The sequence below is a fragment of the Providencia sp. NPDC089933 genome (genome assembly GCF_049545585.1).
Taxonomy (GTDB): domain Bacteria; phylum Pseudomonadota; class Gammaproteobacteria; order Enterobacterales; family Enterobacteriaceae; genus Providencia; species Providencia huashanensis.
Map to the genome: position 1 here is coordinate 221,236 of NZ_JBMWDT010000004.1, position 16,317 is coordinate 237,552.

19 protein-coding genes and 1 pseudogene are annotated in these 16,317 nt (G+C 40.7%); 2 read left to right on the forward strand and 18 right to left on the reverse strand.

Translation table 11 applies throughout. From position 1 onward, the window contains the following. Positions 1–260: 260 nt before the first annotated feature. Together ACPEH5_RS08190 and ACPEH5_RS08195 are read right to left on the reverse strand one after the other, a co-directional pair. A complete protein-coding gene (locus ACPEH5_RS08190) occupies positions 261–872 on the reverse strand; it encodes a hypothetical protein (RefSeq protein ID WP_131680680.1) in 612 nt (203 codons plus the stop codon). Beyond that, positions 865–1,128, reverse strand: coding sequence for a hypothetical protein (locus ACPEH5_RS08195; RefSeq protein ID WP_131680681.1), 264 nt, complete (start codon positions 1,126–1,128; stop codon positions 865–867). Before ACPEH5_RS08195 ends, ACPEH5_RS08190 begins: the two co-directional genes overlap by 8 nt. A 183-nt stretch (positions 1,129–1,311) precedes the next feature. Here ACPEH5_RS08195 and ACPEH5_RS08200 point away from each other — a divergent pair. Together ACPEH5_RS08200 and ACPEH5_RS08205 are read left to right on the forward strand one after the other, a co-directional pair. Beyond that, a pseudogene (locus ACPEH5_RS08200) lies at positions 1,312–1,665 on the forward strand (tyrosine-type recombinase/integrase); the annotation flags it as partial. A 231-nt stretch (positions 1,666–1,896) separates the two neighbouring features. After that, on the forward strand, positions 1,897–3,114 hold the full coding sequence (locus ACPEH5_RS08205; RefSeq protein WP_281110458.1) for a tyrosine-type recombinase/integrase: 1,218 nt from the start codon (positions 1,897–1,899) through the stop codon (positions 3,112–3,114). A gap of 54 nt (positions 3,115–3,168) precedes the next feature. Here the strand turns inward: ACPEH5_RS08205 and ACPEH5_RS08210 are convergent, their stop codons facing one another. The 16 genes from ACPEH5_RS08210 to ACPEH5_RS08285 form a co-directional block, all read right to left on the reverse strand. Further along, positions 3,169–3,564: a hypothetical protein gene (locus tag ACPEH5_RS08210; protein WP_281110462.1), complete on the reverse strand. Its 396-nt coding sequence runs from the start codon at positions 3,562–3,564 to the stop codon at positions 3,169–3,171. Positions 3,565–3,867: 303 nt separating this feature from the next. After that, positions 3,868–4,533, reverse strand: coding sequence for a tail fiber assembly protein (locus tag ACPEH5_RS08215; RefSeq protein ID WP_281110464.1), 666 nt, complete (start codon positions 4,531–4,533; stop codon positions 3,868–3,870). Positions 4,534–4,535: 2 nt separating this feature from the next. Continuing rightward, entirely contained in the window at positions 4,536–5,924 is a 1,389-nt protein-coding gene (locus ACPEH5_RS08220; protein WP_281110466.1) for a hypothetical protein, read from the reverse strand. An 8-nt stretch (positions 5,925–5,932) separates the two neighbouring features. Beyond that, the gene (locus ACPEH5_RS08225) at positions 5,933–6,589 is read right to left on the reverse strand and encodes a DUF2612 domain-containing protein (protein WP_281110469.1); all 657 of its coding nucleotides are present in this window, start codon (positions 6,587–6,589) and stop codon (positions 5,933–5,935) included. Next, the gene (locus ACPEH5_RS08230) at positions 6,586–7,773 is read right to left on the reverse strand and encodes a baseplate J/gp47 family protein (RefSeq protein ID WP_281110471.1); all 1,188 of its coding nucleotides are present in this window, start codon (positions 7,771–7,773) and stop codon (positions 6,586–6,588) included. Before ACPEH5_RS08230 ends, ACPEH5_RS08225 begins: the two co-directional genes overlap by 4 nt. Next, entirely contained in the window at positions 7,773–8,117 is a 345-nt protein-coding gene (locus tag ACPEH5_RS08235; RefSeq protein ID WP_281110474.1) for a hypothetical protein, read from the reverse strand. The genes ACPEH5_RS08230 and ACPEH5_RS08235 overlap by 1 nt, the downstream gene beginning before the upstream one ends. Beyond that, complete coding sequence (locus ACPEH5_RS08240) at positions 8,117–8,869, reverse strand: Gp138 family membrane-puncturing spike protein (protein ID WP_281110476.1); 753 nt, start codon at positions 8,867–8,869, stop codon at positions 8,117–8,119. Before ACPEH5_RS08240 ends, ACPEH5_RS08235 begins: the two co-directional genes overlap by 1 nt. Next, positions 8,866–9,816: a phage protein gene (locus tag ACPEH5_RS08245; RefSeq protein WP_281110478.1), complete on the reverse strand. Its 951-nt coding sequence runs from the start codon at positions 9,814–9,816 to the stop codon at positions 8,866–8,868. The genes ACPEH5_RS08240 and ACPEH5_RS08245 overlap by 4 nt, the downstream gene beginning before the upstream one ends. Positions 9,817–9,876: 60 nt before the next feature. Then, positions 9,877–10,596, reverse strand: a complete 720-nt coding sequence (locus ACPEH5_RS08250) for an OB-fold protein (protein ID WP_281110480.1) — start codon at positions 10,594–10,596, stop codon at positions 9,877–9,879. A 12-nt stretch (positions 10,597–10,608) separates the two neighbouring features. Continuing rightward, the gene (locus ACPEH5_RS08255) at positions 10,609–10,920 is read right to left on the reverse strand and encodes a phage baseplate plug family protein (protein ID WP_281110482.1); all 312 of its coding nucleotides are present in this window, start codon (positions 10,918–10,920) and stop codon (positions 10,609–10,611) included. Position 10,921: 1 nt separating this feature from the next. Continuing rightward, positions 10,922–11,539, reverse strand: a complete 618-nt coding sequence (locus ACPEH5_RS08260; RefSeq protein WP_281110484.1) for a phage baseplate protein — start codon at positions 11,537–11,539, stop codon at positions 10,922–10,924. Continuing rightward, positions 11,539–13,818: a hypothetical protein gene (locus ACPEH5_RS08265; protein ID WP_281110486.1), complete on the reverse strand. Its 2,280-nt coding sequence runs from the start codon at positions 13,816–13,818 to the stop codon at positions 11,539–11,541. The genes ACPEH5_RS08260 and ACPEH5_RS08265 overlap by 1 nt, the downstream gene beginning before the upstream one ends. Then, a complete protein-coding gene (locus ACPEH5_RS08270; protein WP_264188032.1) occupies positions 13,808–13,933 on the reverse strand; it encodes a DUF6889 family protein in 126 nt (41 codons plus the stop codon). Before ACPEH5_RS08270 ends, ACPEH5_RS08265 begins: the two co-directional genes overlap by 11 nt. A 68-nt stretch (positions 13,934–14,001) precedes the next feature. After that, the gene (locus ACPEH5_RS08275) at positions 14,002–14,403 is read right to left on the reverse strand and encodes a phage tail assembly chaperone (RefSeq protein ID WP_281110488.1); all 402 of its coding nucleotides are present in this window, start codon (positions 14,401–14,403) and stop codon (positions 14,002–14,004) included. After that, complete coding sequence (locus tag ACPEH5_RS08280) at positions 14,403–14,846, reverse strand: DUF3277 family protein (protein WP_226693594.1); 444 nt, start codon at positions 14,844–14,846, stop codon at positions 14,403–14,405. Before ACPEH5_RS08280 ends, ACPEH5_RS08275 begins: the two co-directional genes overlap by 1 nt. 7 nt (positions 14,847–14,853) lie before the next feature. Beyond that, positions 14,854–16,317 (reverse strand): DUF3383 domain-containing protein, encoded by a 1,464-nt coding sequence (locus ACPEH5_RS08285; protein ID WP_281110494.1) that lies wholly within the window; start codon positions 16,315–16,317, stop codon positions 14,854–14,856.

Sequence of the window (16,317 nt, forward strand, 5' to 3'; positions counted from 1 at the left end):
CATCTTAAAGAGGAACAATGAAAGGTAGGTAACTAATTGTGGGTTAGTCTAAAGATGTGAAATGTCCTCTTTAGATTTTCCGATTTTAAATCGGCTTATGATACTAACTTTTACTAAGTAGTAACTATCTGCGCCCCTGTTAGCTGATAGCCATTAAACCTCTGTAGCTTTATGAGTAAATTATTAAAATAATAGTTCGTAATTAATTGTTAAATATCAGACTAAGAGGATATTATAATTTTAATTACGAACTATAGTAACTATTCTAAGAAAAATGAAACATCAATACTCCCTCGATAGCTTCCCGCTTTGATATTTCCATTATGACAAAGGTTGAAATATAATGTTTCTTTAGTGCTGCTATTTGACATATTCCCTAATTTAATACGGTCATAATATGGAATAGCATCACCATTTCCATTTCTACAAATATCTGGGGTGGATGCTGCTCTTGAGGTTACAATATATGGCCTTTCTGTTGAATCCGCTGTATTGCCACTAAGTGAGTCCAAGGCCATTCCAGCCAAATTTGTGCCTGAATTATTTCCCGAACTTGTTTCCCTATGTAATTGCTGATTAGCTGAAACTACCATTAAAAGCTTACCTGCTGTTACACAATTAATATGCATACTCGCAAGTTTAGTTTCAAGCAATTGATTCTGTTTTCTCCCCGCAAGTTGATTACCAAATTTAATATCAGTCGAGCTAAGAGGAGCCACGGTACAAGAATCTAATGCCTCAACACTTAAACTCTCGTTATCTAAAAAGTAGGGGAATAAATGTGCCCACCCTGAGATTTTTCTATATAAATCACTTTTATATCCAAAAGCAATAGACTCACCAGGCAATAATTTATATCTGCCTTTAACCACTGAGGCATCTCCATTTATCGAATGCTATACGTGTAAACTCTTTAGCGCTTATCCATGAACTATAATCACGAAAATCTGAAAATTGACAGATATTTGCTACTCCATCATGCCAATTAGATATCATAGAATTCAGTTCTTTGTCATTTTCGATTGCGCCATTATCAATCTTGCTAGTTATTTTCTCTAGCAGCTCCTGCTTTTTCTTTATTGTGATACGACTAACTTTAATAGGTTTCAAGCGTTCAGGTAATGACATTAGACCTTCTAATTAAATTAATACATCTTAATTCTATTAAAATACCCCCACGAACATATATGTTCTAGTTTTTTCATTTTATGGAAACGGTTAGTATGTAACTTATTGATATTTAAAAAGAGTGCTTATTTTCACTGTGGAATTAATTCCCAGAGGACAAATTTGTCTTGCGGTTACTTTTGGTGGTTATTTGTTCACACTGAATCCAAAAAGAGACCAGACGGAACATTAACGCCAAGCGTTAGAAAAATGCGAGTTGATTCTAACACAGCATGGAGAGCCGCACTTAAAAGAGCAGGAATAGAAAACTTTCGCTTTCATGATTTGCGGCATACATGGGCTAGCTGCTTAATTCAGTCTGGCGTCCCGCTTTCAGTTCTACAAGAAATGGGCGGATGGGAATCGGTTGATATGATGAGAAGATATGCTCACTTAGCACCTAATCATTTAAGTGAACACGCGAAGCAAATAGACACTATTTTCAGTACTTACGTCCCAAATACGTCCCAGTTAGCAAAAGTGGAGAATTTTAAATGATGGTAAGTGATTGAAAATTAATGGTACGCCCTACAGGATTCGAACCTGTGACCTACGGCTTAGAAGGGCGTTACAGCTTGATTTCATTGAGTTTTATGTGATTTCATAAGATTTCATCTAATTGATTTTTAAGGCTTTATATAGCTTGCATGATTTCACCTAGTTTCATATCATTTCGTCATTACTTGACCCGTTACTTGACCCGTAACCAACCTGCAACGGAATTACTAAATGGCAAGCGTATTACTAACAGACAGTAAAATACGAGGATTGAAGCCTAAGAAATCTGCGTACTATACTTGGCAAGCGTCAGCGACTAGGGGTACAGGCAGACTCGGTGTAAAAACATATCCATCTGGAAGAAAGGTTTTCGTTTATCGTTACTTCAAAGATGGAAAAGAGAAGTTTATTTCACTTGGTGACTACCCAAATTTATCATTAGCTGATGCAGCTGTAAAATCTGTTGCAGCTGCCGTAGAATCATCATCGCCTGAAAAAATCAAATATGAACACGCAACCGTAAAACAACTCTTTGACGACTACATTGAAGATCAGAAGCGACAAGGTAAGCGTTCGTACGATAAAACGCAAAATAGACTAAATCAGGTCTTAGAAAGCAAGCATATAAACCCATCAATGGCCGCTAAAGATGTTACGCCCGATCATATAAAAAGAATACTGTCTGAGTTTATTAATCGCGGTGCATTAGCTGGCTCAAATAAAGTTAGAGCTAATTTACATGCTGTGTTTAATTTCGGCTTATTTGCTGACAATGATCCTGCAAAAATTAACGAACGGGTTATTTACGGTTTGGATAGAAACCCCGTTGCTGTTGTCCCTAGACAAAAAGGTGCAGATAAAGCATTAGATAGATTTCTGTCATGGGATGAATTAAAGCACTTGCTGGAGTTATTTAATAAGCCAAGCAATGAATGCCCTATCAACCCAGATTACGCGCGACTGTTTTTATTCTGTGTTTATGCTGCAGGACAAAGACCATGGGAAATAATAGCCAACACTCGGGATAATTGGGATAAAAAGAATAATACATTGACAGTACCTCCGCATATTTCAAAAACAGAGGACTATCACGTAATACCATTGACTAAGCCTGCTATTGATATTTTAAATATTCAGGAATTGTTATACCCAACATCTAGTTTTCTATTTCCTGCTGATACTCAGGAAGGTCATTTATTAACATCAGAATACGCAAAACAATTAAATAAATTTTGCAAACGCAATGAGTTTGAAAAATTTACACCAAGGGATATAAGGCGAACATTTAAAACATTGGCAGGGGAAATGGGGATAAGCTCGGAAATGAGAGATATGGTACAAAACCATAAAAGACCAGGAGTGTCTAAAAAACACTATGATAGATATGATTATTTGAGAGAAAAACGCGAAATTCTCGACGCTTGGTGTGAGAAATTAGCCTCTATTTAAGCCTAAAGCCATGCGGCTTTAGGCTACACAATCAATTGGCTTAACAAAAAACGATTAGACTATTGTCAGTCCTGACCTGCGTATGTACTCTCCGACAACATCACCAACTGCAACATTGACGATGTTCGCAAAATTAACATCAGCGCTCCTTACTCGTAAGTCCGCAGCAGATATTGGCATTGGAAGTATTGCTCTTCCTCCGTCAACAGCAACAAGATATTTGCGTTCCACCAAAGAATTACCATATTTTACTAAATATGTAACCCTAAACGCATTAGGGTTAGAATGACGAATAGCCCAGTCCTCATTAAATTCCCTATCGTTATCATTCACACACTGGATGTGTAGATTAAGATCTTCTTTATATGTGAATGAACCTGTATCCGTATCAATCAACCAATCATCCTGTTGTGAATTGGATAAAATTTCAATAGCCTGAGCACTGTTCATGATGATTCCTTTTTAAATTTCCAACAAAAATAAGAGATTAATATGTTATTCATTTAGACTTAAAGCGGGATTAATATATTTTATTTAGCTTAATAATCAACTGATTTTTTTTGCACTCAAATTGAGCATATCAAGGCATACTGCTATGTATACAATCTAAAAAAATAATGTAGCGCGGCGGATTAATTTGCACTAATTGGCGAACAATTTCGCATGGTGGAAAGATATAATAAAGATGTATTTTGCACTGAGTGGAATTGATGGAAATAAAATTTGGGCAAGCCTTGCAGCTTGCCTTGGATATTATGGTTTTTGCGGCCAATCAATGTCAGGGGCGAGGAAAATATCAACACGGTTTAACAGAACGCGGTATTTTTTCCACGCTGTTAATTTTGCTTTCTCTTCATCGGTAGCTATACCCAAATCTACAGCATCTTGCAATGGTGCAATTGCGTTATTCGCTTCTGCTTGCAATGATTGCTTTTGTATTTCGGCTTCAGCAATTAACTGCTCTTTAGATATTGGTGGATTCAAATAAGCCTCAACTTCCTTAGTGCTCATTTTCTTCATGTTTTTTAAATTTTCACGAATTTCAAAAAATACAGGCAAGATTGCGTCAAATTCATCTTTTAAAGGTTGGTACTCAGATTCAATTTGATTAAAGACAATTGTTGCCTCATTCAATTTAGCTGTTTTCTCTTCAACAGCTAAGGTTAAACGCTGAATTTCTTCATGATTATCAATATCAGTCTCTTCGCCTTCGCTTGGAAAGCTATCAATGACTGTCTCTAATTGCAGTTTTGCATCATTGAGTTCTAGCGCAGCTTTCTCAACGCTTTGACTTACTTCAATAAAATTAGGCTCTTTTTCTTGAAGTAGTGATTCAACTTCTGTCAGTCGAGTAACTTGAGCTAACTGTTCATCGTCATACGCGTAGACATTTAAATTTGTATCTTTGTAATATTTCATGATTATCTTAACTCCGCCCAAGTAGCAATACTTGACGCAACAACTCTATACGTGCTTCCAGCAGGAATAATTGTGTACCCAATTGAGTGTCGTGATACATCGAATCCTGCACCACCGCCAATCGCGTTATCTGAACATAGAACATCATCAACATAGATTATTAAGTTACTAGACCCATGCTGACCCACTGAGCTTGCATAAAGCGCAATCGTCCGGCCTGTTGTATTTGTATAGCTAACCCCTGATGAGCGACTTGCTTTAACATCCTGCCACCGTTGCCCCTCACCCAAACTTTTTTTAGCATTAAATTCATCGAGTGTTGGATAGGTGTTCCATGCCCCATTACCATAACGCGTTCCAATTCGACCTTGTAGATTCACCTGCATATGACAAATGTATTTATTATCACGAGTCATAACAAAAATAGGTGCGTATGGGTCGAAGTAGTTTTTACCACCTGCACCTCCGCCCGAATAAATGCCATTAATGACCAACGAATTAGCATCGGTTTGCGATGGTGGGTATGCAGTACCTATTCCATAATCCCCCGGCTTTAAATAATTACCTGATGGTTGGGCACCAATACCTTGAGGTGTAATAGTGATTGTTTCGCCTTTTCCATAAAATTCTTGGCCTGCAATTATGCTTTTAGTCGAAAGTTGTTTAGCTGATACCGCTGTAGAATTAATCCCTAAAAAGCGAGTTTTTAGCTCCTCATCATCACTATAAACTTTCCATTCGCCCTTAATATCTCGTGCTGCAATCTTTCCCGCTGGGGTTATTTGAAATTGTCGGATATACACACCATTCCGATTCATAACAAACATAGGGGCGTAAGGGTCATAAAAATTAACGCCCGCAGCGCCAGCAGGTGAATATATCCCGCCTTTTTTTGCATCATTTGCATCTGTTACTTGGGGCGGTAATTCGCCACCGATACCGTAATCACCAACTCTTAAATAATCGCCAGAGGGTTGTTTTTTACCTAATTCAGTCGTCAGTAAATTCAAACTAGGGACTTTGCTATTATCGTTACCTAGAACACCTGAAATGCTCGCTTTATCGATTTTTTTGTTAAGTTCTAAATTCATTGCAGCGGTAGTAACATACCCTACCCCTGAAATAGTTTGCTTAATCGCTGCAACTAAACGATTTTTAATACCTGCGACATCACCGTTATCAAGCAAATCTTTATTGTCCGAATCAACAACAAATTGAGCAATAGCACTCGATATAATCGACGACTGACGCCAGACAGTATTAAGCTCTTTCGATTTAGCTACACCGCTAATAAAGCCATTAAAACGAGCTGCGAGTCGTTCGTACTCCTGATTTGAAAGCACGTTTGCCCCTTCGGCTATACCGAAAGGCAGAAATTCATTCTTAGCCATAAGACCTCTTAAAGTGGAACCGCAAAGCCGCCTATATCAAAGCCGGCTATGTAGTTATTGGATATGTCGAATCCAAACATGGGGGATTTAGGAACAGAATTGATGTAATAATGATTAACTTGAACACCTTCGGGCTTAACGCCGAGATAACCTTGCTTAACTATCGCCTTAGTGACGTTATCAACATAAGAGCCTGTAATAAATACATCCATGCTCATATCTAAGTTATCAATAAAAAATAATTTGGTATCTTTATCAGGAAGAAGTGAATCATAAATATCCATCAATGATTCAGTTGTGCCATCCCAATGATTAGCCTTAATTTTAACTCTAATTATGGTTCGGTAAGTTTCATCATCTAATTCAGTAAACCCACTATCAGGGTCGAAAGCACGTTGCCAAAAGCCCTCATCAAGACCGACTCCGTCACTATCTAATGCAAAATACACCCCTGCAATTGGCGTCTGTATATATCGGGATATACCAACCCACTCACCAATAATATCTAGCTGAACGCCTACGGCGTCATCCAGCGAAAAATAATTATTTAATTGGCGAGCAAAACTGGCTGTTTCAGCTAGGGATTTAGTAATTAAATTGATGTGATTGCAAAATTTATTGGCGGTTCGGTGTTGAGAGGTGATCAGCTTGAGATAATCTCTCATGTTGTCACTATCTCCACATATTTAATGTTGCTAGTCGCGAACTGGTGATATTTCAGGGTAATGTTATCTTCAGCGACACCACCAGCTGACAACCCTATTTCGAGTTTTGAAATATAGAAGGTGCCACCTTCTGGATCTGACTGCAGGTTAGCAGGTGAAAATAGCTTAGTACGATAAATATCAGTGCCAATCTCAAGGTTATTTAAGTATTCAGCCACTGCCTTTTTAATTTTATCGCCAACTAATGTTGTGTATCCCTCAAAAGCCTCAAGTGTTATTTTAACAAATATAGGCACACTTTCAGGTCGACTAAAGCGAATGGGTAACGTCACGCCATAGTGATTTGTCACAATAGTTTCTATATTTCCAAACGTACCTGTTCCGGGCGTTTTCTTTAGTGCAATAACCTCAGCGATTGTTTTTGCATCGCCGCCATCCACAATCAATGCAATAGAGTGAGGGGAAATACCTCTACTATCTGTCAAACTTGTATCATTCTCAAATGCCGCTAATCTAGCAACTCCGACTATTTGGCTCACTGAACCAATCACACCATCGAGTACAGTTCGCGAAGGCAAGGCAACAGACTTACTACGACGAATACGCAAGTCGCCATCGGTTTCCACTTTTCGACCAGGAGTTGCTGTTGCGATATTAGTGACTGATTGCCAGCCCCGGGTTGGCGTACCAATTTGATTAACCTCCCCCGGTAACGCAATAATAGCCCCTGCCTTTTGACTAATCGCTGTCACGGTAACATCACCATGTGTACCTATCACGACTGATTCGGGAAGTGACCAAATATTGCCTGATACGTCTTTTACTGTCCCATTACTAATCACTGTACCAACCTGACCTGTAATTAACACATCAACCGTTGAATTTGATTGAGGGTTACGTGATAACCCATTAATGGACACATTATTTGATAGCGCTTGTCCTGTAGACGTTGACGGGCTAAATGAGTTATAGGCCGTTACCGCTGCATTATTCGCATCCTGAATTGACAGCGCATAGATTGCTAACATCTGACCATCTTTACTATCAGGCTCGAGATAAACATCATTACCGTATATTTGCCTGAATAACTCCTGAAGCCGCTGAAGTATGGTTGGGTAATCAGGTGAGGTAATCCCTTTTTCTGTTATCACCGGTGCAAGTCCAACCGTTTCGATATTTAACATTAGCCCTCACTTTTAATGCTGGTTGTGCCGTACAGGGTTTCTATCATTGCTGTGATAGTTACCTTTCGTGTTGATGTATTAAGATCCACACCAAAATCGAGAATTTTCACTACTCCCTGCGTACCTTGAATGATTTCTTTTATCGAGAGCGCATAACCTTGAGCAACATGCTTTCCTAGCCCTTTTTGAGCATGAGGTGTACCAATGCGATCATCAAGGAACCATTCTTCTAACCAAAGTTTCAAACGGCTTTTTACCGCTTGAGCTACCGTTTCAGGGGTATTCATAAGAAATTGGTTTGAACCAAAGGTGTAATCTCCATCGTCTTCTTTTCGATATTGCATTACTTAGGCTCCCCTGTGTTGCTACCACCAGTTTGAACGCCACCATGTTTGTGTTTCATTAAGCTTATGCCACCAGCCGTAACGTCATTTTTCACCGTAACAGGTCCATTCATTTTGGCTTCACCGCCTCCCTCACCCATACCTTGTGATAAGTTTCCGTTAATTGTGACATTACCGTTTAACACAATTTCTGGTGAATTGATTTCGGTACCACCTTTTGCTGTTGCGGTTAGTTTTGCTGGGGTAATAACGGTCACGTCTTTACTGCCAGTGTTAATAGCAACATACGCACTACCGTCATCACTTCGTAGCTGAACTTCAGAGGTACTAATTCCGCTAATTTTTTGTGCTTGTGATTGAGGGCCAACTAATGCAAACCCATCTGATAAATTATGTTTCCGAGGGTCTACTGCTTCCTGAATACCACCACTTTGCCACCAATAATCAATGCAACGGTCAGCGAATATGACTAAGCACTCGTCGCCGGCTTTAATTGGAAAGGTTAACGTCGCGCCCCCTCCTCGAGGAAAAATAACGGGCACATCCACCAGCAAAGGAAGCGGGACTGTCTTATCAATACCATCTTCATTAACTCGCCACTTAATGGCTGGCTGCGCTTCAATCGTCACCGCATCAGCGTTGAATGACTGCACAATACAAGGCAGCGCAACAAACAACCCTGACATCACGCTTTCTTTCATCAATAAAAAAGGCGCTTCTGGGCGCCCTATTCGTTCATCATTGGTGATCATTCTTCTACCGCCATTGCTTGTATTGCCGATGGGCTTAGCTTAGTTTCAACAGAACGTGCTATACAAATTAACTCCTGGTACCACGTATTGCCTCGCGTATCACCGTAATAGCTCACATTGATAACTTTGTACTCACCATCGATATCAAGCGGTGAAGGCTGTTCAGTTGTGCCGCTGTGGCTACCATATAACCCGATTTCTTTATTCGATAAGCCGGCTAAATTAATGCCTGAATTATCCAATTGAATTAATGTTCCGGGCTTAATGTTCGGGTTTATCATGCAGGTCACATTGATACCACCGCCAATAGTTTGCTCCGGCGTTCCGACAAGACCAGTGTCATAATTCAAGATGATTTCATTGATGTAATTAGATTTTGGCACGATTTCAAGGTTGTTGCTGGAATAACGCCAATCCGCGTCGTTCTGCACTGCAAAACGAGTCATTTCATCACGGTGCATACCAAACAACACCTTTCCCCGTGGCGCCACCGTATCAGTGAATTCACCTCGCATACCCGCCAGCACACCGTATTTTTCAACACTTTTCATCAGTGCCTTATCAACCGCATCCTGTGTGTAGCCGCTAGCAATTGTGGTAGACACTATCGCGTTGTTATACGCCTGATCGCTTTCCGCTGACTGAATTACTACATAGGTATCTGTCACATTGTCACGACCTGAGTAGGTATACTGGATCTGGCCAGAAAATATTTGGCTACTGTTATCTTTATACCCTGCAACTATCACTATTTGCTTAAATTCATACTGGCGTAGTTTGTTTTCAGTTTCTTTATTTAAATTAAAAACTTTAACAATCGCTGTCGTCGGATAAGCAAAGTTAGGTCGAGTGATATTAAATGTAACCCTCAGCTCAGATAAATCGATGCCTTCGCCTTTTTCGTCAGCAACAATGACCTGACACTCACGGATCCAGTTTTTTGACATGTAGACTCCGATTTTTGGCATAAAAAAAGCCGCACTAGGCGGCTATGATTTACAAATAAATCAGTCAAATATTTTACCAAATTTATCTTCAAGCTCACTTTTATGTGAGTTTATGTATTGAAGGGTCTCATTTGTAAATTTAGAGTTATCTGCATCCATTATAGACTTCAGTTTTTTTAGACATTCATCTTCACCGCTCATACAAGCCGGCATTAGTTGTTGATCATATATTTTTAGTATGACATACGCAGTTGCTCTAAATTTTGGCTGGTTACTTGTATATTGATAAACCTGTTTCACTGTATCGATTGTCGGCGTACAATTTTTCAATATAGGTGTATTCATTAGATATTTATCACCAACACAAATCATATCAACTAAATCACCACGAGATAGCCCCAATACATATTCACTATCAGCACCGACCTTTAACTGTACTCCCGAGCCTCTGGTTCTATTGGATAATTCAATAATACCCAAACCGTCCAAACCTGACCTTATCTCTAAAGCCCTACCTGTTACTCTAATATTTTTACCTAAATACTTTTTGTTGGCATAAATTTCATTGTTTTCATAATCTCTAACAATGTCTATATCCCTGTGTTTTTCTGGTACATCATAAGATAGAGCAGTTTTCCCGCCATTTTTAAATACTTCATAATCTTCATTGATTAAAGAGTTAATGACATTATTCAATGCTATTTCCTCTTTATTTATCACTGCAGCTTGAGACGTTCCAGCCAACAAAATGCCACACAATAAAATGATTTTTCTAATCATATTACGCCTATATCATTGAGAATCCTGAGTGAAGTATAACCGATTTCCTTTACCTGCTTCATTCATATCTGTCTCATAACTAGAATCTTCACAATAAAAAAGTAGGGTCCCCTCCAAGCCCAAGTATTGATACTGACCAAAAATATCCACGCCATGCAATAAGGGAATCCCCATTAAAATTTCTTCTTTGGTTTGGGTCATAACATCAAGTATCCAACCACAAAAATCCATATATTTTATTCTTAGGTGATAGTTTTTTTTTCCTAGTTGGATATCCATCTCTTGGTTTTTATTTAAAATAGGAATTTCTATAGCACTATTCATTCTATTTACCTAATGGATTAAGCACTTCTAAAAGCCCACCCAGTTTACTTAGTGTGCTCTCATTCACTGGCTTAGGTGTTACCGTTCCTCTATCAACAGTCCCACCAGTAACTTCGGGAAACCTTTGGTTTTCTAGAGGGGCTACATTTTTACTTTTAGTCTCTACAATAATCACCTGCCTTAATGTCAAAGTGACCATTAGGACGTTTTCACTGGCTTTATCCGTTGTAACTTCAATCGCTCGGATAAGCATATTTTTGTAATCACGTTTACCAGTGATAACATCAAAAGGCTGCTTAGTTGCCCGAAGGTCTAATAATTGCTGATAAATTTCGCGGGGACTACTACCTAGCTTTAGCCCCGTTGAAACGTCAAACATGGTGGAAGTATCGAAACCATCGATTAGCGAACCGCCACCAGCAAAGCCAATTTCCATTACAACTTCAGAGAGTCTATCGAAAGTGTGATCACTAACTGCAAACCCTTCACCTCCCGGAACTTGAACAGGATGTTCGGTAATTTCAGAACTGTCAGAGTGCTTTTCTGATATCACCACACTGGGGACTATCATGCCGATTTTTCGAGTACCTTGAGAAAACAGCGTACCTAAAATATCCATTAACCCACCTTGTTTTCTAAGTTTCTTGAAAGTATTTGATATTTACGCCCAACACTTTCCGCAGTTAGTGATGCCGCTTCATGAGGAGATGAAACACCCGTCACATTGATGTTATTCACCGCATTAAGAACTATTTGCTTAGATGAATTGGAGTCATTACGAATGAGATATTCAGGTACAAACCGCCCTGATTGCCCCATGTTGCTTATGTTAGATACAGCCCTATTCATGCTCTCTGTGTTTACATTAATCGGCTTTGATGGCTTTATGGTCGGGTCTGACGCACCCGTTATCGCCGCTGTCACCAACTCCTTTGGATAAGGAAATTGATTTTTATTTTCAACAAGAGACATTGCATGTACCAGTGCATACATCGTTTCTGTGTCATTTAGATCTAACTTCTGATTACGTTTGACGCCTAATTCTTTAGTCACACGCTGAATATAGCCCTCCGTGTCATTGCCTTTATGTTCAGGTGGCGCCCACTTTGTGATAATTTCTTCAACGGTTTGCAACTTTTTAAAACCTGCCGCTTCTGATGTCCCATTAAAATACATCATAAGTTGCTTAACATTGGCACGAATACCATCATAGGCACTATCGAACACGGCAAACGCACTTTCGCTATCTTTCGATGCACCGTTCTGTTTTGCAAAATTTAGATTTAATGGGTTATTGTTTCTGATCCCTTTTGCGGATTTTGTACCTGAGAATGACAACCCACCACTTTTTGATAACCCTTGACCTAATTTGCTATTTTTGATTGCATCCCAAGTGTTGTTTAAATTGACATTTTTCAATTTCAGCATGTCACCAACAAAACCTGCACTGGGAATAATCCCACTTGCAGCTTCCAATCCTGCGATTGCTTTTTCTTCTGCCGTTGCATTGGGATTATTGAAAACATAGACCGCTTTAACAGCTTTTCCTGCTTTATCAATCACCGCATCATTGAACTTCTCTAGCTCCTTGAATACTTCATCAATTTTACTTTTCATTAAATCAAAAGTAAGGATAGCGCCGCCAATCAATAAACCCGGCAAGCCAAACATTCTAATGAAGCCAGCACCAACTTTAGTTAACGAGGCTAGTATGCTAAGCACCCATTTACCACCAAGGAATAGCGCAAATCCCTTAAGTACAGTTTCCCAGCCGCCAATCGTATCTACAAACCCCGAAGCCCCTTCCCACATTTTTTGTAGTGATTCGGTCACAGAGTCGATAGTGCCTTCCCACTCCGACCAATCAATGGCTGATTTGCCGCCTTCTTTCCATGTTTGGTAGTCATCCCACAATAAGAACAAGGCCGTTAATGCGGCAATCATTAATCCGATTGGAGAGGTGAGAAAGCCTTTATTTAACGCCCACCAAGCCGCCAGCACGAGACCAAACGTTTTAATCAGTCCTTTACTGGAATCATCAAGCGCATGCCACCAGCCAATTAAATCCCGTATTCCCTTTGCAGCTCGATACACAAGGTGATTGAGTATTTCCGTTAACGTCAAAATAGCGTTAACAATTTTTAGGATGATTTTTTCAATTGTTGGGAAATTTTTAACCAGTAATTCAGTGAATCGCGCAATACTGGGTGTCAGTACCCTTGCCAGCTCACCACCAATTTTATCCTTACCGATCCCCATCGCTGCAGTCAGTTTTGAGAATTGAGTCATAAACGCATTCCCTTGCTTCGCTGCAAGGTCAGGGTTATAACCGATGGCTTTCATCATCATGGTGTATTCAGAAGAATATCCATGTAAACCACGGCGCATGGCCAGTAAAGTGTTTTCGTCAATACCCAACGCTTGCCCGAACGCAGTCGCGCGATACATGGGCATTTTCGATAACCGATCACCCACTAATGCAACCAGTGAAGCGGTATCACGGAGGTTTCCATTTGCATCACGAGTTTGCACCCCGATGTTTTTTAGAAAACCCTCGCCTCCTGGTGTATTACGTAAAAATGCTCCCAAACGCTCAACAGATTGATTAAACCCATTGATATCACCACCAGCCTGTTTAACCGCATAACCCAATGATTTGATACTATTGGCTGTCGCACCGGTTCGCTGTGCTTGCCAATATAAATCATCTAACCCTTTCGATATCTGCGCAGTAAAACCAATAATGACAGCGGCTAATCCCTCTACCGCCGCACCCGCTTTAAATGCCGTTGAAGTAATCTCACCTAATACCGAAGAGAATTTTTTCGCCCCTGATTCATCGACGTCAAAGCCGAGCGAAACAAGAAAATCACGCATTGTTTCAACGTTATTGCTCATTACGGTACCTTTCGATTAACGCCTCGTTTTCGGCTTCGACATCCAGAAAATCATTCATTCGAGCGATATCCCCAAGGGATATAGTGCCATCCAATAATGATTCATACTTACACATCCCTTTACCGACTGGTCGCATCAGAAAGTAACGACCATCCGGTAAAGTTTCGAGTTGAAGAGAGTTTGTTAGATTGACTCGTCGGTCACGGCTGGGATAGGAAAAAAACTGCTAAGGGATTCCTGAATAACATGGCCAACAATTTTAAACAGATCAATACCGTTGATATCGTCATACATCAACTGCTCGTTAGCATAAATTGCGGACCATGTGTCCCCTGATTTACGGCTAACAACGGAGAGACAAATATCATTAATTTCAGCACGTTCTTTTTTACCCAGCGCACGAACCGCCTCGGAAATAGCCGGTAACACATCCGTTAAATTATCTTGGCTGAAGCTTTTTCCTTTACCCTTTAAAAGTGGCGCCAACGCACCAAACGCAGGAACCAGCGCAAAGGCTAAATCTTGTTGTTGGAACGCATTTAACTTACCTGAGCGGTATGTGTTGCCGTTGATTGTGAATTCCATTAAAAGACTCCTAGCTGTGTATCAATTTTACCGCAGTCAAATACCCAAGAAACGGTATTACCCACTTTTGCATTCTGCCAATCGGGAATACGCTTGAACGCAACCGAACGGCAAACTGTGGTGTCATTGCTCACTTTATTACGAATAGTGATCACGTTATTCCCCCATGTTGCTGAGGAAAATTGCTGCAGGTTATACATCATGTTTAGCTTAGCATTTGTCGGGCTAGTTTTGAGTAACACAACCGTCACCGTACCGCCTTTTCCTGCGTGCAATGAATGCATAACTTCACCGTCTGCACCAATGGTCATGGTATTTTTATCTTCTGCCATTGAAACGGTGATCCCTTCTTCGGAAACCGCTGCGCCGTAGCCGAGTTCAAATAAACCACCCACCCCCGCAATGGAGGCAGATACATCCATAAAAGAATATGTATTAGACATGAGTCACCTATCGATTCACGTTGATAATAATGTCGCTGTAATGAATAGCACCGGCAAGCTTGATAGCACATTGCAATACAGGCGCTTTACGTGCTTCTCGGTCAGACTGGGCTTGCGTTGCAACTGGTGGTGCATAGATATAGCTTCCTTTGGTTAGCATCGCACCTGTCGTTAATGCACCAAATTCATCACCATTCCATGCACCAGGAGCAACTAACCCATTTGTTGCCGCTTGGTCGAGTGATTGCTCAACATTAGTGATCAGTGACGTCACACCTTCATCCGTTTGCGGTATTTTGGTTGTGCGTGTGTAGAGCAAGTTAAACAAGTTGGTTTGCACGTAGTTTTGCAACCAATCAAGCCCGTGGCGCTCATCAATGAAATCACCGTTAGCCATGACCCCTTCTTGGATAATGGCGGTGTCATTGTTGTAATTTACAAACACGTTACCGCTTTTGGCGTTAATAGCTTTTGCTTGCGAAACAGTGAGTGTTTCAGCCGTCACGGTAGGCTCTTGTTTGAACTTCAGGGTGATCGTGGTGTTGTTACCATTGAAATTGACCGTAAACATACGACCAAATAAGGAAGCGACTGCATAAGGTTTGCTGGACGTATACTGCCAGAACGTACGCGCATACTTAGCCGCTTTGAGTTTTGAGCCAATATCAGTATCAACATCTGCATCAAGAACCGTCGTTTTCATGACTGTGTGGCCGTAAACTCGCGACAGTGATTCGGCTTCGATATAATCCGCAATCGCCAGCACATCATCATCCGTCAGGCTTTCATCAGCGATCACTAAGCCATACCACGCACCGGAAATATCTGCCATTTTTACTACGGCTTCTAACGCAGTTTCAGGTTTTTGAGGTGAGACAATCAACGCACCTGTGCTTTCATCACACTTCATCAAGCCACCAAGGTAAGTTCCGGCTGAACCCGTCGAAAAGTAACCAAGCTCCCCCGTTTTGGTGAGCGTGATGGTGAAGCGTTCACCTGTCCAGACAACCTCTGCATCGGTCAGTTTTTCGGAGACTCGCTCAGCAACCCCGTTAAGGTTGGTTTCCTTGGTTAAGTCTACACCGATAACCGTCGTTTCTTTGCCGGCTACCGTGATATTAAACGAGCCATCCGCAATAGTGTTAAAGTTGGCCATCGCTTGTTCTGTTTTCGTCAGTATCGCACCACGTAATACCGCCAGCGTGGCTGTTTTGTTCCATTTACCGACAAAGAGATCAATAGGGCGAGGTGACTGTGAATAGTACAATTGAGCGGCTTTATACTCAGGTGAATCCACCCCAAAATCTGCCACAACAGCATCGAGTGTACTGTATTGACGAATACGCTCATGCGCATCAATAACGTTACTGGCCCCGAGAATAAGCAGGGAGCCAAAATTACGAGACTGTGCAGCACGCGCAGCCATATTCACCGTCACATTGACGATGTTAGAAACAGGTAATCCCTGCAT

Excerpts from the sequence above, each read along its gene's own strand:
- ACPEH5_RS08195 (WP_131680681.1), bottom strand. The coding sequence starts at position 1,128 with ATGTCATTACCTGAACGCTTGAAACCTATTAAAGTTAGTCGTATCACA.
- ACPEH5_RS08205 (WP_281110458.1), top strand. The coding sequence starts at position 1,897 with ATGGCAAGCGTATTACTAACAGACAGTAAAATACGAGGATTGAAGCCT.
- ACPEH5_RS08210 (WP_281110462.1), bottom strand. The coding sequence starts at position 3,564 with ATGAACAGTGCTCAGGCTATTGAAATTTTATCCAATTCACAACAGGAT.
- ACPEH5_RS08215 (WP_281110464.1), bottom strand. The coding sequence starts at position 4,533 with ATGAAATATTACAAAGATACAAATTTAAATGTCTACGCGTATGACGAT.
- ACPEH5_RS08220 (WP_281110466.1), bottom strand. The coding sequence starts at position 5,924 with ATGGCTAAGAATGAATTTCTGCCTTTCGGTATAGCCGAAGGGGCAAAC.
- ACPEH5_RS08225 (WP_281110469.1), bottom strand. The coding sequence starts at position 6,589 with ATGAGAGATTATCTCAAGCTGATCACCTCTCAACACCGAACCGCCAAT.
- ACPEH5_RS08230 (WP_281110471.1), bottom strand. The coding sequence starts at position 7,773 with ATGTTAAATATCGAAACGGTTGGACTTGCACCGGTGATAACAGAAAAA.
- ACPEH5_RS08235 (WP_281110474.1), bottom strand. The coding sequence starts at position 8,117 with ATGCAATATCGAAAAGAAGACGATGGAGATTACACCTTTGGTTCAAAC.
- ACPEH5_RS08240 (WP_281110476.1), bottom strand. The coding sequence starts at position 8,869 with ATGATCACCAATGATGAACGAATAGGGCGCCCAGAAGCGCCTTTTTTA.
- ACPEH5_RS08245 (WP_281110478.1), bottom strand. The coding sequence starts at position 9,816 with ATGTCAAAAAACTGGATCCGTGAGTGTCAGGTCATTGTTGCTGACGAA.
- ACPEH5_RS08250 (WP_281110480.1), bottom strand. The coding sequence starts at position 10,596 with ATGATTAGAAAAATCATTTTATTGTGTGGCATTTTGTTGGCTGGAACG.
- ACPEH5_RS08255 (WP_281110482.1), bottom strand. The coding sequence starts at position 10,920 with ATGAATAGTGCTATAGAAATTCCTATTTTAAATAAAAACCAAGAGATG.
- ACPEH5_RS08260 (WP_281110484.1), bottom strand. The coding sequence starts at position 11,539 with ATGGATATTTTAGGTACGCTGTTTTCTCAAGGTACTCGAAAAATCGGC.
- ACPEH5_RS08265 (WP_281110486.1), bottom strand. The coding sequence starts at position 13,818 with ATGAGCAATAACGTTGAAACAATGCGTGATTTTCTTGTTTCGCTCGGC.
- ACPEH5_RS08270 (WP_264188032.1), bottom strand. The coding sequence starts at position 13,933 with ATGTGTAAGTATGAATCATTATTGGATGGCACTATATCCCTTGGGGAT.
- ACPEH5_RS08275 (WP_281110488.1), bottom strand. The coding sequence starts at position 14,403 with ATGGAATTCACAATCAACGGCAACACATACCGCTCAGGTAAGTTAAAT.
- ACPEH5_RS08280 (WP_226693594.1), bottom strand. The coding sequence starts at position 14,846 with ATGTCTAATACATATTCTTTTATGGATGTATCTGCCTCCATTGCGGGG.
- ACPEH5_RS08285 (WP_281110494.1), bottom strand. The coding sequence starts at position 16,317 with ATGCAGGGATTACCTGTTTCTAACATCGTCAATGTGACGGTGAATATG.